Annotated in this window: 21 protein-coding genes; 3 read left to right on the top strand and 18 right to left on the bottom strand. The window is 75.7% G+C overall.

Annotated features, from left to right (window positions below; translation table 11 throughout):
* Positions 1 to 46: 46 nt before the first annotated feature.
* From ACI79H_RS14605 to ftsY, 3 genes are all read right to left on the bottom strand, one after another.
* The gene (locus ACI79H_RS14605; RefSeq protein ID WP_091980408.1) at positions 47 to 385 is read right to left on the bottom strand and encodes a P-II family nitrogen regulator; all 339 of its coding nucleotides are present in this window, start codon (positions 383 to 385) and stop codon (positions 47 to 49) included.
* Complete coding sequence (locus ACI79H_RS14600; RefSeq protein ID WP_456555123.1) at positions 382 to 1713, bottom strand: ammonium transporter; 1332 nt, start codon at positions 1711 to 1713, stop codon at positions 382 to 384. The genes ACI79H_RS14605 and ACI79H_RS14600 overlap by 4 nt, the downstream gene beginning before the upstream one ends.
* Before the next feature lie 189 nt (positions 1714 to 1902).
* Positions 1903 to 3102, bottom strand: coding sequence for a signal recognition particle-docking protein FtsY (ftsY, locus tag ACI79H_RS14595; RefSeq protein ID WP_456555122.1), 1200 nt, complete (start codon positions 3100 to 3102; stop codon positions 1903 to 1905).
* 84 nt (positions 3103 to 3186) lie between these two features.
* Between ftsY and ACI79H_RS14590 the strand changes: the two genes are divergently transcribed.
* Positions 3187 to 4860, top strand: coding sequence for an alkaline phosphatase D family protein (locus ACI79H_RS14590; RefSeq protein WP_456555121.1), 1674 nt, complete (start codon positions 3187 to 3189; stop codon positions 4858 to 4860).
* A gap of 12 nt (positions 4861 to 4872) precedes the next feature.
* Positions 4873 to 5691, top strand: coding sequence for an endonuclease/exonuclease/phosphatase family protein (locus tag ACI79H_RS14585; RefSeq protein ID WP_456555120.1), 819 nt, complete (start codon positions 4873 to 4875; stop codon positions 5689 to 5691).
* A gap of 24 nt (positions 5692 to 5715) precedes the next feature.
* On the opposite strand, the gene smc is transcribed toward ACI79H_RS14585, so the two are convergent.
* From smc to ACI79H_RS14525, 12 genes are all read right to left on the bottom strand, one after another.
* Positions 5716 to 9282, bottom strand: a complete 3567-nt coding sequence (gene smc, locus ACI79H_RS14580) for a chromosome segregation protein SMC (protein ID WP_456555119.1) — start codon at positions 9280 to 9282, stop codon at positions 5716 to 5718.
* Between the two features lie 73 nt (positions 9283 to 9355).
* Positions 9356 to 9544, bottom strand: coding sequence for a hypothetical protein (locus ACI79H_RS14575; RefSeq protein ID WP_456555118.1), 189 nt, complete (start codon positions 9542 to 9544; stop codon positions 9356 to 9358).
* A gap of 149 nt (positions 9545 to 9693) precedes the next feature.
* Complete coding sequence (locus ACI79H_RS14570) at positions 9694 to 9960, bottom strand: acylphosphatase (RefSeq protein WP_456555117.1); 267 nt, start codon at positions 9958 to 9960, stop codon at positions 9694 to 9696.
* On the bottom strand, positions 9957 to 10835 hold the full coding sequence (gene mutM, locus ACI79H_RS14565; protein ID WP_456555116.1) for a bifunctional DNA-formamidopyrimidine glycosylase/DNA-(apurinic or apyrimidinic site) lyase: 879 nt from the start codon (positions 10833 to 10835) through the stop codon (positions 9957 to 9959). Before mutM ends, ACI79H_RS14570 begins: the two co-directional genes overlap by 4 nt.
* A 4-nt stretch (positions 10836 to 10839) precedes the next feature.
* Positions 10840 to 11592 carry a ribonuclease III gene (rnc, locus tag ACI79H_RS14560; protein ID WP_456555115.1) on the bottom strand — a complete coding sequence of 251 codons (753 nt, stop codon included), beginning with the start codon at positions 11590 to 11592 and terminating at the stop codon, positions 10840 to 10842.
* Between the two features lie 35 nt (positions 11593 to 11627).
* Positions 11628 to 11807 (bottom strand): 50S ribosomal protein L32, encoded by a 180-nt coding sequence (rpmF, locus tag ACI79H_RS14555; protein WP_456555114.1) that lies wholly within the window; start codon positions 11805 to 11807, stop codon positions 11628 to 11630.
* 2 nt (positions 11808 to 11809) lie between these two features.
* Positions 11810 to 12478 (bottom strand): YceD family protein, encoded by a 669-nt coding sequence (locus ACI79H_RS14550; protein WP_456555113.1) that lies wholly within the window; start codon positions 12476 to 12478, stop codon positions 11810 to 11812.
* A 117-nt stretch (positions 12479 to 12595) separates the two neighbouring features.
* On the bottom strand, positions 12596 to 13273 hold the full coding sequence (locus ACI79H_RS14545; protein WP_456555112.1) for a hypothetical protein: 678 nt from the start codon (positions 13271 to 13273) through the stop codon (positions 12596 to 12598).
* Complete coding sequence (coaD, locus tag ACI79H_RS14540; RefSeq protein ID WP_456555111.1) at positions 13270 to 13758, bottom strand: pantetheine-phosphate adenylyltransferase; 489 nt, start codon at positions 13756 to 13758, stop codon at positions 13270 to 13272. Before coaD ends, ACI79H_RS14545 begins: the two co-directional genes overlap by 4 nt.
* Positions 13755 to 14309: a 16S rRNA (guanine(966)-N(2))-methyltransferase RsmD gene (gene rsmD / locus ACI79H_RS14535; RefSeq protein WP_456555110.1), complete on the bottom strand. Its 555-nt coding sequence runs from the start codon at positions 14307 to 14309 to the stop codon at positions 13755 to 13757. Before rsmD ends, coaD begins: the two co-directional genes overlap by 4 nt.
* A gap of 4 nt (positions 14310 to 14313) precedes the next feature.
* On the bottom strand, positions 14314 to 16509 hold the full coding sequence (gene recG, locus ACI79H_RS14530; RefSeq protein WP_456555109.1) for an ATP-dependent DNA helicase RecG: 2196 nt from the start codon (positions 16507 to 16509) through the stop codon (positions 14314 to 14316).
* Between the two features lie 18 nt (positions 16510 to 16527).
* Positions 16528 to 18144, bottom strand: coding sequence for a DAK2 domain-containing protein (locus ACI79H_RS14525; protein WP_456555108.1), 1617 nt, complete (start codon positions 18142 to 18144; stop codon positions 16528 to 16530).
* A gap of 167 nt (positions 18145 to 18311) precedes the next feature.
* Here ACI79H_RS14525 and rpmB point away from each other — a divergent pair, with 167 nt between their 5' ends.
* Complete coding sequence (gene rpmB / locus ACI79H_RS14520; RefSeq protein WP_029339036.1) at positions 18312 to 18503, top strand: 50S ribosomal protein L28; 192 nt, start codon at positions 18312 to 18314, stop codon at positions 18501 to 18503.
* 77 nt (positions 18504 to 18580) lie between these two features.
* Here rpmB and ACI79H_RS14515 read toward each other — a convergent pair whose 3' ends face one another.
* The 3 genes from ACI79H_RS14515 to ACI79H_RS14505 are packed head-to-tail and all read right to left on the bottom strand — an operon-like array spanning position 18581 to position 20740.
* Positions 18581 to 19216, bottom strand: a complete 636-nt coding sequence (locus ACI79H_RS14515) for a cytidylate kinase-like family protein (RefSeq protein ID WP_456555107.1) — start codon at positions 19214 to 19216, stop codon at positions 18581 to 18583.
* Complete coding sequence (locus ACI79H_RS14510; protein ID WP_456555106.1) at positions 19204 to 19719, bottom strand: GNAT family N-acetyltransferase; 516 nt, start codon at positions 19717 to 19719, stop codon at positions 19204 to 19206. Before ACI79H_RS14510 ends, ACI79H_RS14515 begins: the two co-directional genes overlap by 13 nt.
* A complete protein-coding gene (locus tag ACI79H_RS14505; protein WP_456555105.1) occupies positions 19703 to 20740 on the bottom strand; it encodes a thiamine-phosphate kinase in 1038 nt (345 codons plus the stop codon). The genes ACI79H_RS14510 and ACI79H_RS14505 overlap by 17 nt, the downstream gene beginning before the upstream one ends.
* Positions 20741 to 20784: the final 44 nt, after the last annotated feature.

Raw genomic sequence — 20784 nt, 5'->3', positions numbered from 1 at the left:
GCGGACCCACCACCCCGGCCGCGGCTGTGTGCCTGACGGGGGCGCGCTACAGGGCGTCGTCCCCGCGCTCGCCGGTGCGGACGCGGACGATCTCGTCGATGGTGGTCACCCAGACCTTGCCGTCGCCGATCTGGCCGGTCGAGGCGGCCTCCACGACGGCGTCGACCACCCGGGCCGCGTCGAGCTCGCTGACGACGACCTCGATGCGGACCTTGGGCACGAAGTCCACCTGGTACTCCGCGCCGCGGTAGACCTCGGTGTGGCCGCGCTGGCGGCCGAAGCCCTGGACCTCGCTGACGGTGAGACCGGCGACGCCGATCAGCTCCAGGGCGTTCTTGACGTCGTCGAGCTTGAACGGCTTGACGATGGCGGTGACGAGCTTCATGCCAGGGTCCTCTCGGTGTTCCGGGCCTCGGCACGCGCCTGGCCGGCCAGTGGGGCGGTGGAGCCGCTGCTGCCGAGCGAGGCGAAGTCGTAGCCCGACTCCGCGTGCACGACGGTGTCGATGCCGGTGATCTCCTCATCCTCGCTGATCCGGAAGCCGATCGTCTTCTGGATCAGGGTGCCGATCACCCAGGTGACGACGAAGGAGAAGGCGAGCACCGCCAGGGCGCCGACGACCTGGCGCCACAGGAGGTCGGCGTTGCCGCCGAAGAACAGGCTCTCGGCGCCGGCCGGGGCGTCGGGGTCGGCCAGGAAGCCGATGGCGATGGTGCCCCACAGGCCACCGACCAGGTGCACGCCGACCACGTCGAGCGAGTCGTCGTAGCCCAGCTTGTACTTCAGGCCGACGGCGAGGGCGCAGAGCGCACCGGCGACGACGCCGATGATGATCGCGCCGATCGGGGAGACCGCGGCGCAGGCCGGGGTGATGGCGACCAGACCCGCGACGACGCCGGAGGCGGCGCCCAGCGAGGTGGAGTGCCCGTCGCGCAGCTTCTCGACCAGGAGCCAGCCGAGCGTGGCGGCACCGGTGGCGACGAGGGTGTTCACCCAGACGACCGAGGCCGTGTTGTTGGCGGCGAGGGCGGAGCCGGCGTTGAAGCCGAACCAGCCGAACCACAGCAGGCCGGCGCCGATCATGACCAGCGGCAGGTTGTGCGGGCGCATCGCCTCGCGGCCGAAGCCGCGGCGCTTGCCGAGCACCAGGGCCAGCGCGAGACCGGCGGCACCGGCGTTGATGTGGACGGCGGTGCCACCCGCGAAGTCCAGCGCCGCGAGGTCGTTGGCGATCCAGCCGCCCACCACGTCGTCGACGTCGAAGGCGAACACCCAGTGCGCGACCGGGAAGTAGACGACCGTCGCCCAGACCGCGGCGAACACCATCCAGGAGCCGAACTTCGCCCGGTCGGCGATCGCGCCGGAGATCAGCGCGACGGTGATGATGGCGAACACGGCCTGGAAGCCGACGAAGGCCATGACCGGGAGGCCGCCCTCCTCACCCGTGGTGTCCTCCATGAGGCCGCGGAGCCCGAAGAACTCGGTCGGGTCGCCCAGCAGGCCCAGGCCGATGTCGTCGCCGAAGGCCATCGAGTAGCCGTAGATCACCCAGAGCACGCTGATCAGCGCCAGGGCGCCGAAGCTCATCATCATCATGTTCAGCACGCTCTTCGCGCGGACCATGCCGCCGTAGAAGAGCGCGAGGCCTGGGGTCATCAGCAGCACGAGCGCCGCGCTGGTGAGGATCCAGGCGGTGTCGCCGGTGTTGACCACGGCAACCTCCTGAGTGGGTCGTCGGCCGGGCGGCCGTTCGGTGGGCGCCGACCCCCTCCGAGCGGGAGGGCGACGTGGCGTTCACCGTGCCGGGACCGTGTTTCTGCCGGCAGCGCTCCGCTGTTTCGCCGCGGTGAACTCCGCGCCGCGTGTCCCGCCCCCACGTTGCAGGCGTGTTGCGCGGGCCTCTCAGTCCTCGCCGCCCACCAGTGCCTCGGCGAAGGCGCGCGGCTCGAAGGGCGCCAGGTCGTCGGCCCCCTCCCCCAGCCCGACGAGCTTCACCGGGATGCCGAGCTCCTGCTGCACGCGGACGACGATGCCGCCCTTGGCCGTGCCGTCGAGCTTGGTGAGCACCACGCCGGTGACCTCGACGGCCTCGGTGAACACCCGCGCCTGGACGACGCCGTTCTGCCCGGTCGTGGCATCGAGGACCAGGAGCACCTCGGTGACCGGGGCCTGCTTCTCGACCACCCGCTTGACCTTGCCCAGCTCGTCCATGAGGCCGGACTTGGTGTGCAGCCGCCCCGCGGTGTCGACGACGACGGTGTCCACCTCGGCCTCCACGCCGGTGCGCACCGCGTCGAACGCGACCGACGCCGGGTCGCCACCCTCCGGGCCGCGCACGGTGAGCACCCCGACCCGCTCGCCCCACGTCTCCAGCTGGTCGGCGGCGGCGGCGCGGAAGGTGTCGGCCGCGCCGAGCACCACGCTGCGGCCGTCCCCGACGAGGACGCGCGCGATCTTGCCGACCGTCGTCGTCTTGCCCGCGCCGTTGACGCCCACGACGAGGACCACGCCGGGGCGGCCCTCGCGCCGGGCGGTGCCCAGCGTCCGGTCGAGGTCCGGGCCGAGGACCGCGGTCAGCTCGGCGACCACCAGCTCGCGCAGCTCCGCGCCCGACGCGGTGGCCAGCACCATCGACTGGGTGCGCAGCCGCTCCACGATCCGGGTGGTGGCGGCGACGCCGACGTCGGCGGCCAGGAGGGTCTCCTCGACCTCCTCCCAGTCGTCCTCGGTCAGCTTCTCGCGGGCCAGCACGGTGAGCAGCCCGCGGCCCAGCGAGGACTGCGAGCGGGCCAGCCGCGAGCGCAGCCGCACCAGGCGGCCGGCCGACGGCGGCGGCGTCTCGAAGACCAGCCCGGGCTCCGGCTCGGCCGGCGGCAGCTCGACCGTCTCCGGTGGCAGGCCCAGGCCGGACGCGGTCGACCCCGAGGGGGCGCGTTCCGCCGGGGGCGCCTCGGTCTCCGGCGGCCGCGGGCGGGTGAGCGTCGTGCCGGCGACGGCGTCGTCGTCGAGGCGGGTGAGCCGCCGTCCCTTGCCGACGAGCAGGCCGATCCCGGTCACCAGCGCGACGACGAGGATCGCGATCGCGATGAGCACGAATTCCATGGCCCGAGTCTTCCAGCCCGCACCGCTCCCGCACCGGCGGCTCCCGTGCAGCCGGTTCACAGGTCGGTAGGCCAGGCTGGGCGCATGGACGCCACCGGACCGGGCTCGCCCGCCCTGCTGCTCGGGCCGCTGCTGCGGCACGTCGACCCCGTGTCGGCGACCGTCTGGGTGGAGACCGACCGGCCCTGCGAGGTCGACGTCCTGGGCCGCAGCGCCCGCACCTTCTGCGTCGGGGGCCACCACTACGCCCTGGTCGTCGTGGAGGACCTCGAGCCCGGCAGCACCACGCCCTACGAGGTCCGGCTCGACGGGACGCAGGTCTGGCCGCCGGCCGACAGCGCGTTCCCGGCCAGCCGGATCCGCACCTCGGGCGGCCCGGGTCCGTTCCGACTGGCCTTCGGCTCCTGCCGCTACGCCAGCCCGCGCACCGTCGAGGACAGCGAGGGCATCCCGCCCGACGCCCTCGACCTCTACGCCGAGCAGGTCGCCGCCCAGCCCGAGGACCGCTGGCCCGACGCCCTGGTGCTGCTCGGCGACCAGGTCTACGCCGACGAGCTGACCGAGCACACCCGGTCGCTGCTGCACCGCCGGCGGGACCGGCACCAGCAGGAGCGCTCGCCCGACGACCAGGTCGCCGACTTCGAGGAGTACACCCGGCTGTACTACGAGTCCTGGCAGGACCCGCAGGTCCGGTGGCTGCTGTCGACGATCCCGTCGTCGATGATCTTCGACGACCACGAGATGATCGATGACTGGAACACCTCGGCCGCCTGGCGCGCCACCGCCACGCAGCAGCCCTGGTGGCACGGGCGGATCACCGGCGGGCTGGTCAGCTACTGGGTGTACCAGCACCTGGGCAACCTCAGCCCCCAGGAGCTGGCGGACAACACGACCTGGCAGGCCATCCAGGACATGGCCGACGACGACGAGGTCCGGGACGCCGAGCCGCTGCTGCGCCGCATGGCCGAGCTGGCCGACGCCGAGCCGGCCACCATCCGGTGGAGCTACGTGCGGCACTGGGGCGAGGCGCGGCTGATCATGGTGGACAGCCGGGCGGGCCGGGTGCTCGAGGAGCAGCACCGCCGGATGCTCGACGAGGACGAGTTCGCCTGGGTCGAGGCCGCGATGCGCCGGGCCGTGGACGAGGGCGTGGAGCACCTCATCCTGGGCACGTCGCTGCCCTGGCTGCTGCCGCACGCGATCCACAACATCGAGCGGTGGAACGAGACGCTCAACGTGCGCCACCACGGCCGCTGGCGCGGCCGGCTCGCGGAGAGGATCCGGCAGGCCGCCGACCTGGAGCACTGGGCGGCCTTCGGGCACTCGTTCGACCGGCTGGCCGCGGCGCTGACCTCCGTGGCACGGGGCGAGCAGGGCCGGGCACCCGCGACGGCGATGGTGCTGTCCGGCGACGTCCACCACGCCTACGCCGCGGAGCTGGTGCGGCCCGGCGGGCTGGAGTCACGGGTCCACCAGCTCACCGTCTCGCCGCTGCACAACCAGGCGCCGCACCCCATCCGTGTCGGGTTCAAGATCGGCTGGAGCCGCTCGGCCCGACGGCTGACCGAGCGCCTGGCCCGGCTGGCCAAGGCCGAGCCGACCCGGCTCGAGTGGGACAAGCAGGCCGGGCCGTTCTTCGGCAACCAGATCGGCGAGCTGGTGCTCGACGGCCGGGAGGCCCGCTTCCTGCTGTCGATCGCGGAGAACGGCGACGGTGCTCTGCGGCAGGTGCTCGACAGCCCGCTGTCGGACGCCTGAGAGGCTGGGCGGGTGACCGACGACCCCTTCGGCATCCGCCCCGCCCCCGGGCCCGACCAGCCGCCCATCCCGGTCCGGCTGGTCACCTTCAACACCCACCACGGGGTGGGCGACGACTCCCGGCACGACCTGCCCCGGCTGGCCAGGGTGCTCGCCGCGGCCGACGCCGACGTCATCTGCCTGCAGGAGGTCGACCGCTGGTTCGGCGAGCGCAGCGAGGACGTCGATCAGGCGCTGCTGCTCTCCCGGGCGCTGGACATGCAGCTGGCGTGGGGGCCGGCGATCGACGAGCCCCACCCGGGCGATCGTCCTCGCCGGCAGTACGGCAACGCGCTCCTCTCCCGGCTGCCGATCCTGATCAGCGACGTCCACCGGCTGCCCGGTACCGGTGAGCCGCGCAGCGCCCTGCGCACCATGCTCGAGCTCGACGGCGGCACGTTGTGGGTCACCGCCACGCACCTCACGACCCGGTCGGCCGCCGAGCGGGCCGAGCAGGTGGCGGCCATCGCCGCGCTGCACACCGAGGAGATGGCCTCCGGCGTCCTCGTGGGCGACTTCAACGCCCGGCCCGACGCCCCGGAGCTGGGGCCCCTGCGCGAGCGGTTCACCGACGCGTGGGAGCTGGCCGAGGACCGCACCGACCAGGCCGGCTGGCGCTTCTGGCAGCGCGACGAGGGCCGCACCCACCCGGCCCGCTCGCCGCACCGCCGCATCGACCAGGCGTGGGTGTCGGCGGGCGTCACCGTCGCGAGCGCCCAGGTGCTCGACGCGGACGGCGCCTCGGACCACCTGCCCCTCGTCGTCGACCTCCGCATCCCCTCCGGGGTCTAGCCCGGGACGACGTCCCAGCCGGTGTCAGGCGGCCGGCAGCTCGCGGAGGCGCTGGCTGATGACGCCGGTGATGCCGTCGCCGCGCATGCTCACGCCGTAGAGGGCGTCGGCGATCTCCATCGTGCGCTTCTGGTGGGTGATGACGATGAGCTGCGAGGTCGACCGCAGCTGCTCGACGAGGGTGAGCAGGCGGCCCAGGTTGACGTCGTCCAGCGCCGCCTCGACCTCGTCGAGCACGTAGAACGGCGACGGGCGGGCGCGGAAGATCGCGACCAGCAGCGCGACGGCGGTCAGCGAGCGCTCGCCGCCGGACAGCAGCGAGAGCCGCTTGACCTTCTTGCCCGGCGGGCGCGCCTCCACCTCGATGCCGGTGGTCAGCATGCTGTCGGGCTCGGTGAGCACCAGCCGGCCCTGCCCGCCCGGGAACAGCGTCGCGAAGACGGCCTCGAACTCGCGGGCCACGTCGGCGAACGCCGACGCGAAGACGTCGTGGATGCGGTCGTCCACCTCGCGGACGACGGTGAGCAGGTCGCGGCGGGTGCTCTTGAGGTCCTCGAGCTGCGTGGCGAGGAAGGTGTGCCGCTCCTCCAGCGCCGCGAACTCCTCGAGCGCCAGCGGGTTGACCTTGCCGAGGGTGGCCAGGTCGCGCTCCGCGCGCGCCGCCCGGCGCTCCTGCACGGCTCGGTCGTAGGGCTCGGGCTCCGGAACCGGCTCGCCCGCCTGCTCGGCGGTGGCCACCGCGGCCGGGGACGGCGGCACGGGTGCCGCGGGCCCGTACTCGGCGACGAGGGTCGGCAGGTCGACGCCGTACTCCTCGGCGGCCCGCCCCTCCAGCGCCTCGATGCGCAGCCGCTGCTCGGCGCGGGCCACCTCGTCGCGGTGCACCTCGTCGGTCAGCCGGTCCAGCTCGGCGGTCGCCGCGCGCACCCGGCCCCGCACCTCGAGCAGCTCGGCCTCGGCGGCGGCCCGGCCGGTCGCCAGCTCGTCCCGCTCGGCCGCGGCGCGCGCCAGCGAGGAGCCGAGCGCGACCAGCGCCCGTTCGGCGTCGGCGCGTACCCGCTCGGCGACGGCGGCACCGCGCTCGCGGGCGGCCCGCGCCTGCGCCGCGCGCTCGCGGGCGGCGCGCTCCTGCCGCGCCTGGCGGCGCAAGGACTCGGCGCGGCCCTGCAGCGCCCGCGCCCGCTCCTCGGCCGTGCGCACGGCCAGCCGGGCCTCGGTCTCCCCCTGCCGGGCCGCGGCGACCTCGACGCGCAGCCGGTCGCGCTCCTCGGTCGGCGGCTCCTCCTCGACGGGCGCCGCCTCGGCCTCGGCGAGCCGCGACTCCAGCCCGGCCAGGGCCAGCTGCGCCTGCTCGAGCGACTCCCCGGCCCGGACGCGGGCGGCCTCGTGCCGCTCGGCCTCCGCGGTGGCCGAGCGCGCGGCGGCGCCCAGCTCGGCGAGCTCGGCGGCCACCTTGGACCGGCCGCGGTCGGCCGCCTGCCGGGCGGCCAGGGCGACGTCCACCTCGGCGGAGCGGGTGCGGGCGGCCTCCCGGGCGGCGGCGAGGTCGTCGGCGAGCGCGGACGCCCGCTCGATCGCGGCCCGCAGCTCCCCCTCGGCCTCCTCGACCCGGGCCCGGACCTCCAGGTTCGACGGGGCGTCCCGCTGGCCGCCGAGTGCCCAGTCGGCGCCGAGGAGGTCGCCGTCGGCGGTCACGGCGCGGACCCGCGGGTGGGTGCCGACCAGCGCGACGGCGGTGGCGAGATCGGCCACCAGCGCGACCCGCTCGAGCGTCCGGGCCAGCGCGGGCCGCAGCTCGACGGGCGCCTCCACCGCGTCCAGCGCCCAGCGGGCACCGGCCGGCAGCTCGGGCCAGCCGTCCCGCGGCACCGGGGGCAGTCCGCCGGTCACGAGCAGCCCGGCCCGTCCCCCGTCGGTCGAGCGCAGCCGGTCCAGCGCGGCGGCGGCGTCGGCGACCCCGGACACGACGACGGCGTCGGCCATCCCGCCGAGCGCGGCGGCCAGTGCCACCTCGTCGCCGGGGTGCACGGTGAGCCGCTCGGCCACCGGGCCGAGGACGCCGGGCAGGCCGGCCCCCAGCACGGCGGCGGCGCCGTCGACCGGGGTGAGGCCGAGGGCGAGGGCGTCGCGGCGGGCCTGCCAGGAGGCGCGGTCGCGCTCGGCGGCGCGCTCGGCGGCGGTCAGCTCGGTGACGGCGGTGGCGGCGGCCGCGTGCGCGGCGACGGCGTCCTGGTGCGCCGTGACCAGGGCGACGTCGGAGTCCTCCTGCTCGGCCACCGCGTCGCGCCGCTCGCCCAGCCGGTCGGCGGCGACCTGCGCGCGCTCGGCCGCCTCGGCGGCGGCGAGGGCGAGCCGCTCGATCTCGGCCTCCCCGGCGGTGACGCGGGAGCGCGCGGCCGCGACCTCGCCGGACAGCCGGGCCAGCCCCTCGCGCCGGTCGGCCAGCGCGCGGGCGGCGGCGACCCAGGCCTTCTCCGCCTCGGCCAGCGCGGTCTCCAGCCCGGCGCGCGAGGTGACGACGGCGGCCAGCCGGGTGCGCTCGGCGTCCAGGCCCGCGGCGAGCTCGGCCTCGTTGGCCGCCACGCGGTCGGCCTCGGCGTCGAGCTGGTCGGGATCGCGGCCCGGCGCGGCGGCCGGACCCGCGGCGGACAGGTGCCGGGACCGCTCGGCCGCCAGCGAGGCGACGCCGCGGAACCGCTCGGTGAGGGCCGAGAGCCGGTACCAGGTCTCCGAGGCGGCGGCGAGCCGCGGGGCGCTCTCCGCGAGGCCGGACTCCAGCTCGCCCTCGCGCGTGGCGACCACGGCCAGGGTCCGCTCGACGGCGGTCCGCCGCTCGCGGGCGGCGTTCTCGTCGGCGACGTCCTTGTCCAGGGCGTCGCGCAGCTGCACGAGGTCGTCGGCGAGCAGCCGCAGGCGGGCGTCGCGCAGGTCGGCCTGGACCCCGGCGGCGCGGCGGGCCACCTCGGCCTGCCGGCCCAGCGGCTTGAGCTGCCGGCGCAGCTCGGCGGTCAGGTCGGCCAGCCGGTCGAGGTTGGCCTGCATCCCGTCGAGCTTGCGGAGCGCCTTCTCCTTGCGCTTGCGGTGCTTGAGGACGCCCGCGGCCTCCTCGATGAAGGCGCGGCGGTCCTCCGGGCGGCCGGAGAGGACGGCGTCGAGCTGCCCCTGGCCGACGATCACGTGCATCTCGCGCCCGATGCCGGAGTCGCTGAGCAGCTCCTGCACGTCGAGCAGGCGCACCTTGTCGCCGTTGATCTCGTACTCGCTCTCGCCGGAGCGGTACATGCGGCGGGTGATCGACACCTCGGTGTACGCGATCGGCAGCGCGCCGTCGGTGTTGTCGATGGTCAGCGTCACCTCGGCGCGGCCCAGGGCCGGGCGGCCGGCGGTGCCGGCGAAGATGACGTCCTCCATCTTGCCGCCGCGCAGGCTCTTCGCGCCCTGCTCGCCGAGGACCCAGGCGATGGCGTCGACGACGTTGGACTTGCCCGACCCGTTCGGGCCGACGACGGCGGTGATGCCGGGCTCCAGCCGGAGCGTCGTCGCGGACGCGAAGGACTTGAAGCCCTTGAGCGTCAGGCTGGAGAGGTGCACGGGAAGAGGAGCGTAGTGCCGCGAGCCGCCCGGCAGGGGGCGCTCGGGGCCGGTGGGACGGCCGGGACGGCCGTCAGGCGAGCGCGGGCTCGCTCGAGCCGGTCAGCGAGAGCAGCTCGTGGGCGATCGCGGCCTCGCGCTGGGCGCGCAGCTCCTCCAGCTCCTGCTCCAGCCGCCGCACCGTTGCCCGCAGGGCCGCGTTCTCCTCGACCAGGCGGAGCTGCGAGGGGGCGACGACGTGACCGAACAGGGCCTTGGCCATGGCGGGAACGGCCTTTCAGACAGCGGGAGGGTGGGCCTGCGCCCCGGGATCCGGTCGGCGCGGCTGTGGTGGTACAAGCGTGACAGCCCCGCACCCGCTGGTCAACGGCGACCACACCACCTCCGGGTGTCGGGCGTGTGTCGCGTTCGTCACTCCGTCGTGAACCCTGACCCGCCGCGAGCGCGTTCGTCCCGGGAGTCGACGCCCGTCACGGCCCCCGGGGCGGCGGGTCCGTCGAGTGCGGCGAGCACGTCGGCAACGGCGCTGTCCGCCCCTTCGAGCACCACCTCCACGCGACCGTCGGGCAGGTTGCGGGCCCGCCCGGACAGCCCGGCGGCCTCGGCCAGCCCGCGCACGAACCACCGGTACCCGACCCCGTGCACCCTCCCGGAGACCAGGGCGACCACCCGCCTCACGACCGGCGGGCCCTCGGGCGTGGCTGGCAGACCGGGCAGCTGTAGCTCGACCGGTTCATGAACGACTCGCGCCGGATCGGCGTCCCGCACCGGGGGCAGGGCCGGTCGGCCTGCCCGTAGACGGCGAGGAACCGGGAGAAGTAGCCGCTCTGCCCGTTGACGTCCACGTAGAGGGAGTCGAAGGAGGTGCCGCCCTGCGCCAGCGCCTCGCCGAGGACGTCGCGCACGCCTTCGAGCAGGTCGGCGACCTGGGCGCGGGTGAGCTTCCCGGTCGGCCGGGCGCCGTGCAGCCGGGCCCGCCAGAGCGCCTCGTCGGCGTAGATGTTGCCGACGCCGCCGATGAGCGTCTGGTCGAGCAGCGCGCGCTTGACCTCGGTGCGCCGGCGGCGCAGCGCCGCGGCGAACGCGTCGACGTCGAAGTCCTCGTCGAGCGGGTCGATGGCGATGTGCGCGAGGCGGGGCGGCACCGGGTCCTCGGGTCCCAGCTCCTCGACGGCCAGGCCGCCGAAGGTGCGCTGGTCGACGAAGCGCAGCTCGCGGCCGCCGTCGGTGAAGGTGAACCGGGCGCGCAGGTGCGTCTCGTCCGGTGCGGACGGCTTCTCGACCAGCAGCTGCCCGCTCATGCCCAGGTGACCGACGAGGGCGCGTCCGGTGGGGGTGCCGTCGGGCTCGGCCACCGGCAGCCACAGGTACTTGCCGCGGCGGTGCGCGGCGGTCAGGGTCCGGCCGGTCAGCGCCTGGACGAACGAGTCGGCGCCCTCGAGGTGCCGCCGCACCGCCCGCGGGTGGTGCACCTGGACCTCGGCGACGGTGCGGCCGGCGACCCACTGCTGCAGGCCCCGTCGCACCACCTCGACCTCGGGCAGCTCCGGCACGGCGTCAGGCCTCCGCGGAGAGCGCGCGCCAGGCCACCTCGGCGGCCTCCTGCTCGGCGGCCTTCTTGGTGCGGCCGCTGCCCTCGCCGCGCACGGTCCCGGCCAGCAGGACGGCAGCGGTGAAGGTCTTCGCGTGGTCGGGGCCCTCGTCCCGGGACTGGTAGCTCGGGGCACCCAGGCCCAGGCTGGCGCCGAGCTCCTGGAGGCTGGTCTTCCAGTCCAGACCGGCGCCCCGGGTGGCGGCCTCGGCCAGCAGCGGGTCGAAGAGGCGGTGCACCAGCACCGAGGCGGCGGCCAGGCCGCAGCCCAGGTGGACCGCACCGATGAGCGCCTCGACGGCGTCGGCCAGGATCGAGTCCTTCTCCCGGCCGCCGGTGGCCTCCTCGCCGCGGCCGAGGAGCAGGTGCGGCCCGACGCCGCCCTCCCCCAGCCGGCGCGCGACGCGGGCGAGGGAGGTCATGTTCACGACCGAGGCACGCAGCTTGGCCAGCTGGCCCTCGGGGAGGTCCGGCTGGCTTCGGTAGAGCTCGTCGGTGACGACCAGGCCGAGCACCGAGTCGCCCAGGAACTCCAGGCGCTCGTTGGTCGGCAGGTTGCCGTTCTCGTACGCGAACGAGCGGTGCGTCAGGGCCAGGTCGAGCAGCCCACCGGGGACGTCCACACCCAGTGCCTGCCGCGCCCAGGCGGCGGCCCGCTCGGCGTGCGCCGGACCGCCGGGGGGACGGCCGGACGCGGATCCCTCGTCGGGGTGCGTCACAGCGGCCGTCCTCCCTGCGGCGGAGCGGTCGTCGATCAGACCGACAGGACCTGGCGGCCCGAGTGCTGGCCGCAGTTCGGGCACGCGATGTGCGGCGGCTTGAGCTCACCGCAGGCGCGGTTGGGGCACGGCGCGAGCGTGGGGGCGGCGGCCTTCCACTGCGAGCGGCGCATGCGGGTGTTGGCGCGGGACATCTTCCGCTTCGGAACGGCCACGATCAGTTCTCCTTGGTGGTGTCGTCACCGGGGGTGCCCGGCGAGGAATCGAAGCTAGGTGACGGCGAGGAATCGAAGCTAGGTGACGGTGAGGAGGCGAAACGCTCGGCGAGACCGGCCCAGCGCGGGTCGGTCACCTCGTGCGAGTGGTCGGGGGGCAGGTCGTCGACGCGCTGACCGCAGTCGACGCACAGGCCGCCGCAGTCCTCGTCGCAGACCGGCGAGAGCGGCAGGCTGAGGACGACGGTGTCGCGGGCCATCGGCTCCAGGTCGAGGAAGTCGCCCTCGACGAGGCGCACCTCGTCCTCCTCGCTGGTGGCCTCGGTGGTGCTGCCCTCGTAGGCGTACAGCTCCTGCACGTCGAGCGTGAGGGTGTCCTCGATCGGCTCCAGGCAGCGGGCGCACGAGCCCACGAGCGGCGCCTCGATCTCGCCGGAGACGAGCACGCCCTCCATGACCGACTCCAGCCGCAGCCGGAGGTGGACGTCGGCACCGGCGGGCACGCCGATCAGCTCGACCTTCCAGTCCTCGGGCGCCGGGACCGTCCGGTCCAGCTCCTGCATCGACCCGGCCCGCCGGCCCAGCTCCCGGAGGTCGATCTTCCAGGGGTTGGCGGAGGGACGCCGGCCCGGGGAGGCGGCGTCGCGGCGGGGCGCAGGAGCGGCAGGCATGTCAGTACTCGCGGTAGGCAGTGGGAGGCGGCTCGACCCGGGGTGGGACCACCGGCGGTCGGACCGAGACGCCAGCCTACCCGACCAGCCGCAAGCCGCCGCCCCCGGCGAGGGACGTCACTCCCGGAGCGTGGTGCGGGCCTTCTCCACAGAGCGCAGCATCCGCTCGAGCGTCGTCCCGAAGTCGGCCAGCCGGGTGTCCACGTAGGCGTCCACCTCCGCCCGCATGCGCGCCGCGTCCGCGTGCGCCTGCTCGCCCAGGTCGTCGGCCCGCTGCACGGCCGTGCGGTAGACCTCGGTCTCGGTGATCAGCCGCTCGTGCTCGGCATGCGCCTCGGCGATCATCGACTCGCGGCGGCGGCGGCCGTCGGCGACCAGCACCTCGGCCTCGGCCTCGGCTTGCGCGATCAGCGCCTCGGCGTCGGCCTGCGCCTGGACGAGCAGCTCGTCGCGCTGCCGGCGGGCGCCGGCCAGCACCTCGTCGCGCTGCCGCCGGCCGGCCTCGAGCAGCCGCTCCGCCTCGTCGCGGGTGCGGGTGGTCAGCTGCTCGGCCTCGGCCTGCGCCTGCTGGAGGATGTCGGTGCGCTGCTCGACGATCGCGCCGGCGGCCTGCACGTCCTCGGGCAGCGACTCGCGCAGGTCGTCGAGGAGGTCCAGGATGTGGTCGCGCGGGACCATGCAGGAACTCGACATCGGGACGCTGCGGGCGTTCTCGATGACGGTGGTGAGCTCGTCGACGGTCTCGTAGAGCCGGTAGACGACCTCGGTCGTGTGGGACCGGCCGGGCCGCGTCACGTCGCCTTCTCCTGCGCCGCCCGCTCGCGCAGCCGGTCGTCGACGACCTTCGGCACCAGCCGGGAGACGTCGCCGCCGAAGGTGGCGATCTGCTTGACCAGGCTCGAGGCGATGTGGCCGACCTGGGGGGCGGTCGGCATGAAGAGCGTGTCGACCGCGGCCAGCTCGCGGTTCATCTGCGCCATCTGCAGCTCGTACTCGAAGTCGCTGACCGCCCGCAGGCCCTTGATGACCACCGGGATCTCGCGGGCGACGCAGTAGTCGACCAGCAGCCCCTGGAAGCTGTCGACGGTGACGTTGGGCAGGTGGGCGAGGGCCTCGCGGAGCAGCTCCATGCGCTCGTCCACGGGGAAGAAGCCCGCCTTGCCCGGGTTCACCAGGACGGCGACGACCAGCTCGTCGTAGAGCGCCGCGGCGCGGTTGATGACGTCGACGTGGCCGTTGGTGACCGGGTCGAAGGAGCCTGGGCACACGGCACGTCTCACGACAGCCGACCGTACCGGAGCACCGCCTCGCCGTAGCGGCGGTCGCGCAGTCCGATCAGGGGTGTCGGCCACTCCCACGGCTCCTCGCGCCGGCCGCGCTCGACCACGACGACGGCCTCCGGGGCGAGCCAGCCGCCCGTGACGAGCGAGCCGAGCACGGCGAGGACCTCCTCGACCGGCGTCGCGTAGGGCGGGTCGGCCAGGACGAGGTCGAAGGGCTCCGGCGCGGGCCCGGCGACGACGGTCGGCACCGAACCGGCCTGGACCCGCCCGCCGGGCAGCCCGACGGCGGCGAGGTTCGCGCGCAGCACCGGGAGCACGCCACCCCCGTTCTCCACGAGGAGGACCGACCGCGCGCCGCGGCTGAGCGCCTCCAGCCCGAGCGCCCCGGACCCGGCGTAGAGGTCGAGGACGGCGGCACCGTCCAGGTCCAGCAACGCGCCCAGGCTGTTGAACAACGCGCCGCGGGCCTTGTCGCCGGTCGGCCGCACCCCCGCCGGCGGCACCTTGAGCCGGCGCCCCCCGGCCAGTCCCGCGATCAACCGGGTCATGCCCTCACGCCTTCTCCAGGTAGTCCGCGCGCTCGTCGGTGGCCAGCGCCGCGACCTCGGCGGCGAGCCCGGGGTGGTCGGCCAGCCCGCCACCGGTGGCCAGCAGCCCGGTGGCCTCGGCGCGGGCGCTGGCGATCAGCTCCTCGTCCTCCAGCAGCGACAGCAGCCGGATGCCCGAGCGGCGGCCGGACTGCGCGGCCCCCAGCACGTCCCCCTCCCGGCGGGTCTCCAGGTCCAGCCGGGCGAGCTCGAAGCCGTCCGACGTCGCGGCGACCGCGGCCAGCCGGGTGCCGGTCGGCGAGGCGGTGGGGGCGTCGGTGACCAGCAGGCAGAGCCCTGCGTGCTGGCCGCGGGCCACCCGGCCGCGGAGCTGGTGCAGCTGGCTGACGCCGAACCGGTCGGCGTCCATGACCACCATGACGGTGGCGTTCGGGACGTCGACCCCGACCTCGACGACCGTGGTGGCCACCAGCACCTGGGTCTCCCCCGCGGCGAAGGCGCGCATCGTCGCGTCCTTCTCCTCGGGCGACATCCGGCCGTGCAGCACGTCGAGCCGCAGCCCGGCCAGTGGACCGGCGCGGAGCAGCTCGGCGACGTCCAGCACGGCCAGCGGCGGACGGCGGTCGCTCTGCGGGCCGTCGTCCTCGGGCGGGGCGCCGTCGGCGTCCTCGGGCTCGTCGTCGGCACCGGCGACGTCGCCGATCCGCGGGCAGACGACGTAGGCCTGCCGGCCGGCCGCGACCTCCTCGCGCAGCCGCTGCCAGGCCCGGTCCACCCAGCCGGGCTTCTCGACGGCCGGCACCACGGAGCTGGAGACGCCGCCGCGCCCGCTGGGCAGCTGCCGCAGCGTCGAGGTCTCCAGGTCCCCGTAGACGGTCATCGCGACCGTCCGCGGGATGGGCGTGGCGGTCATCACCAGCACGTGCGGCGGGCGGGTGCCCTTGGCGCGGAGCGCGTCGCGCTGCTCGACGCCGAAGCGGTGCTGCTCGTCGACGACGACCAGGCCGAGATCGGCGAAGTCGACGGTCTGCTGCAGCAGGGCGTGGGTGCCGATGACGATGCCCGCGCTGCCGTCGGCCACCTCGGCCAGCGCCTGCCGCCTGGCCGCCGCCTTGAGCGAGCCGGTGAGCAGGGTGACGCGCGTGCCGGCCGGGTCGCCGTCGAGCTCACCGGCCCGCCCCAGCGGACCGAGCAGCGCCCGGATGCCGCGGGCGTGCTGGGCGGCGAGCACCTCGGTGGGGGCGAGCAGCGCGGCCTGGCCTCCGGCGTCGACGACCTGCGCCATGGCCCGCAGCGCGACCACGGTCTTGCCCGAGCCGACCTCTCCCTGCAGCAGCCGGTGCATGGGCTGGTCGCGGTCGAGCTCGGCGGCGAGCTCCTCGCCCACCTCGCGCTGGCCCTCGGTCAGCGCGAAGGGCAGCGCGGCGTCGACGGCGTCGAGCAGCCCACCGGCCCGGCGGGGGCGGGCGATCCCGGGCTCCAGGGCGGCCGCCCGGCGCCGGGCGGCGAGGGTGAGCTGGAGGACCAGCGCCTCGTCCCACTTGAGCCGCGACGCGGCGCGCTCGACGTCGTCGGTCGACGTCGGCCGGTGGATGTCGAGCAGCGCGGCGGCCAGCGGGAGCAGCCCGTGGCGGGCGCGCACCTCCTCCGGCAGCGGGTCGTCGACGAGGTCCCCGAACCCGCCGGTGGCGCCCAGCAGCAGCTTCACCGACTTCTGGATGACCCAGCTCGAGACGTCCTTGCTCGCCGGGTAGATCGGGATGAGGGCGCGGGCCCAGTCGGTGTCGTCCTCGGCGCCGTCGAGCAGGTGCATGTCGGGGTGGGCGAACTGCTTGTCCCCGCGCCACTCCCCCACGGTCCCGGCGAACATCCCCCAGGCGTTCACCTTCAGCTGCGCGTGCCGGTGGTTGAAGAAGACCAGCTTCATGCGCCCGCTGCCGTCGCCCACCACCACCTCGGTGAGCGAGCCACGGCGGTTGCGCATCGGCCGGGTGGTGACGCTGCGGACCTGGGCCAGCACGGTCACCCGGTCGCCGACCTGGACGTCGGCGAGGTCGGTCTGCTCGCCCCGCCGGGCGTAGCGGCGCGGGTAGTGCCGGAGAAGGTCGCCGACGGTCTCCAGGCCCAGCTGCTCGGCCATCCCGGTGGCGGTCTTGGGCCCGAGCACCCGCGTCAGCGGCGTCCGCATCGTGACGGCCACGTCAGACCTCCGGCCGGCTCACTCGACACCCACCTGCAGCGGGATCGCCGCCGGCCCGCCGCCGTAGCGCACGACCTCGATCGTCGGGTGGGTCGAGGACAGGTGGGTGCAGACCGCGTCGCCCAGCGCCTCGTCGGGGCCGACGAGCAGGGTGGCCATCTCGCCGCCGGCGGACAGCAGGCGGTCCAGCAGGTCGCAGGCGACGGCGGCGAGGTCCTGGCCGATGACGACCACGTCACCCTCGGCCGAGCCGAGCACGTCGCCGGGCTGGCAGCGCCCCGCCGTGGTGAGCGCCTCCTGCTCGGCGAGGGTGACCTCGGCCCAGCGGGTGGCGGCGGCCGCCTCGGCCATCGCGATGACGTCGTCGCCGAAGCGCCGGCCGGGGTCGCCGACGGCGCAGGCCGCGAGGCCCTGCACCGGCGAGCGGGTCGGCACCACGCCGACCTCGCGCCCGAGCTCCCGGGCGCGGGCCGCGGCGCGCGAGGCGACGGGGATCAGGTCGGCGTCGTTGGGCAGGACGGCCACCTCGTGGGCGGCGGAGCCGACGATCTCGTCGAGCACGTCGTCCTCGACGATGCCCTCGGGGCCGCAGGTGACCACCCGCACGCCGGCCTCGGCGAACAGCTCGGCCAGCCCGTCGCTGGACACGACGGCGACCAGCGCCCGCGTGCCGGCCACCGGAGCCGGCGGCGGGACGGGGGCCAGCGGCGTGACCGTCACGCGGTAGGGGCGGCCCGCCTCGATCCCCGCCTCGATCGCCGCGCCGATGTCGGAGACGTGCACGTGCACGTTCCACTCGCGGCCCGTCGGGGTGTCCACGCCGACGACGACGAGGCTGTCGCCGAGCTCCGCGAGACGGGCGTGCAGCCGCGCGACGGCCTCCTCGTCGGTGTCGGCGAGCAGGTACTGGACCTCGCTGCCGGGCCCGGGCGGCGGCTGGTGCGGGACGTGCTGCGGGTCGGGGCGGTGGCGGTGCCCCGCCTCCCGGCGGGTGGCCAGCGGCGGGCGGGCCGGCTCCACCCCGGTGACGGTGGTGACCAGGGCGTCGAGGACCAGGCACAGCCCGGCGCCGCCGGCGTCGACCACCCCGGCGTCCCGCAGGACGGCGAGCTGGCCGGGTGTGCGGTCCAGGGCCGCCCGAGCACCGTCCGCGGCGGCCGTGACGACGTCGGCCAGCGCGGTGCGGCCGCCCTCCACCGCCGCGACCGCGGACTCGGCCGCCCCGCGGGCCACGCTGAGGAAGGTGCCCTCCTCCGGGTCGGCGACCGCGGTGTACGCGGTCTCGGCGGCCTTCTGGAAGGCGGCCGCGAGGACCGGCCCGTCGGCCGGTGGCTGGCCGGCCAGCTGGTCGGACATCCCGCGCAGCAGCTGGGCCAGGATGGTGCCGGAGTTGCCGCGCGCCCCCAGGACGGCACCGCGGGCGAGCACCGACCAGGCCGGCTCGGTGGTGCGGCTCCCCTCGCGCTCCAGCGCCTCGAGGGCGGCCTGCGCCGTGAGCAGCAGGTTCGTGCCGGTGTCGCCGTCGGGGACCGGGAAGACGTTGAGCTCGTCGAGCCGGCCGCGCGCGGCGGACAGCGCGTCGACCGCGGTGCGGCACCAGGAGCCGACCGCCGCCTCGTCCAGGGCCTGCAGCACGGGCGGAGGGTACCCGTGGCGGACGACAGGACCGGTCCCGACGACCGCCCGGCCGGGGCGGTGGCGGCACGCGCCCGGAGAAGCGGCTAGACTCCTCCACGGTCTTGTTGCGGGTGCTGCCTTTGCCCCGCCGTCTGTGAACGATTCTTTCCTGGGAGTGATCCACCGTGGCTGCCGTGTGCGATGTGTGTGGCAAGGGCCCCGGTTTCGGTATGTCGGTGTCCCACTCGCACCGCCGCACGCCGCGCCGTTGGAACCCGAACATCCAGTCCGTGCGGGCGCTCATCGCCCCCGGCAACCGTCGGCGCATCAACGCCTGCACCTCGTGCATCCGCGCCGGCAAGGTCGTGCGCGCTTAGTCTCGGCGCCGCGCGACACCTGCACACCGCGTAGAGACCCCGGAGGCCACCGGCCTCCGGGGTCTCTCGTGCTGCGCTCAGACCGCGCCGATGCCCCGGCTGCGCGCCGCGGCCACGACCAGGTCCACGACCGCCTCGACCGGGAACGCGGTGCTGTCGACCACCAGGTGGTAGTGCTTGGGCGAGGACGCGTCGGCCCGGTAGAAGTGCCGGACGTAGGCCTCGCGCGCCCGGTCGTTGGCCTCCATCTCGCGGCGGACCTCCTCGACCGGGTGCCCGTAGCGCGCCACGGCCACCTCCAGCCGCCGTTGCTTGGCCCCGGAGAGGCGCACGTGCAGCACGTCGGGCCGCTCGCCCAGCACGATGGCCGCGGCCCGGCCCAGCACCACGCCCCCGGCGCCGTCCGGTGCGGCGATCTCGGTGAGCACCCGCTCGGTCTGCTCCCGGAACGCGCGGGCGTCGGGGATGCCCGGCCCGGGCAGCACGCCGCCGACGGTGTCGGGCATCGTGCCGAGCCCGGCCACCAGCCGCCACAGCCCACCGACGACCGTCTCGTCGTTGGCCTCCGCCTCCTCGAGCGGCACGCCCAGCCGGCCGGCGACCTGCACGGGGATCATCCGGTCGTGGAAGGGCAGGCCCAGCCGCTCGGCCACGGCCGGTGCGATCTCCGGCCCGCCCGCCCCGTAGGACGCGGACAGCGTCACGACGCCCATGGCGTCCCCTCTCTCCCGTCGGTGCCCTCGTCGCGCGGCTCCAGGTCCCTGCCCAGGAACACCGCGTCCGGCGCACATGCGTACACCCCGTAACCGGGTACCGCCCGGTAGCCGAGCCGTTCGTACAGGGCGATCGCCTCCGGTTGCTGCTGCCCGGTGTTCAGGACGACCGACCGGTGCCCGGCCCGCGCGGCGCTGTCCTCCAGCGCCGCCATGAGCCGCCGGGCCAGGCCGCGGCGCCGGAAGCCCGGCTCGACGTAGACGCGCTTGATCTCCACGTCACCCGACGGCAGCACCCGCCAGGCGCCGCAGCCGGCGGGCACGCCGTCGACCTCGGCGACGAGGAAGAGCCCGGCCGGTGGCTCGAAGTCCGCCGGGTCCACCACCGCGGCGTCGCGCCCGCCGTACCGCACGACGTACTCCTGCTGCACCTGCTCGACGAGGTACTGGGCGACGGGGTCCTCGTAGCGCAGCGGCCGCAGCCGCTCAGCCGAAGTGGGCATGCCCGGTCCCCTCCGCCCCGACCGCGCGGGCGACCGCGTCGGCCGGCTGCCCGTCCACCAGCACGCCGGCGACCGCACCCGCCGCACGGACCGCGCCGATGCCGACCCACCCGGCCGGGAGCTGGGTGCCCGTGGGGAACGTCGCCACGAGGGCATGGTCCTCGCCGCCGGTGAGGACCCAGGCCATCGGGTCCACACCCAGGGCGGCACCGACCTGCTGCAGCGACCCCTGCGGCACGAGGCAGGCCGCCGCGAGCGCCGCGCGGTCCAGGTCGAGGGCCACCCCGCTCGCCGCGGCGATGTGCCCGGCGTCGGCGAGCAGCCCGTCGCTGACGTCGCACATCGCGGTCGCGCCGGCCTGCGCCGCGGCCGGCCCGGCCGCGTACGGCGGCGAGGGGCGGCGGTGCGCGGCGACGGCGGCCAGCGGGCTGCTGAAGCCCCGGCGCAGCACCGCCAGTCCGCACGCCGAGCCCCCCAGCCGCCCGGCGAGCGCGACGACGTCCCCGGGGACGGCGCCCGACCTCAGCACCGGCGGCCGCCCGCCCAGGTCGCCCAGGGCCGTCACGGAGAGCACCACCGCGTCGCTGCCCGGCGCCGAGGCCACGGTGTCGCCGCCGACGACGGCGGCGCCGAGCGGCGCGCACTCGTCGGCCAGCCCGGTCGCGACGCCCTCGAGCCAGGCGGTGGGGGTGTCCGGCGGGCAGGCCAGGCCCACCAGCAGCGCGGTCGCCGTCCCGCCCATGGCGGCGACGTCGGCCAGGTTGGCGGCCGCCGCCTTGTGCCCGACGTCCTCCGCCGAGGACCAGTCGCGCCGGAAGTGCCGGCCCTCGACCAGCACGTCGGTGGTGGCGACGACCCGGCCGTCGGGGGCGCCGACCACCGCGGCGTCGTCCCCGGGCCCGACCAGGGCGAGCCGGGCCGCCCCGGCCCGGGCGACCACCCGGGCGATGACGCCGAACTCCCCCACCGCCCCGACGCTGTCGGCCGGGGGGGCGGGGACGGGCGGCCGGGGCCGACTCACGAGGCGCCTCCGGTCACTGGGGTAGGTTGCCGACCAGTCCGCCA

It is taken from the genome of Blastococcus sp. SYSU D01042 (assembly GCF_054050515.1).
This window is presented reverse-complemented; position numbering and strand designations above follow the sequence as displayed.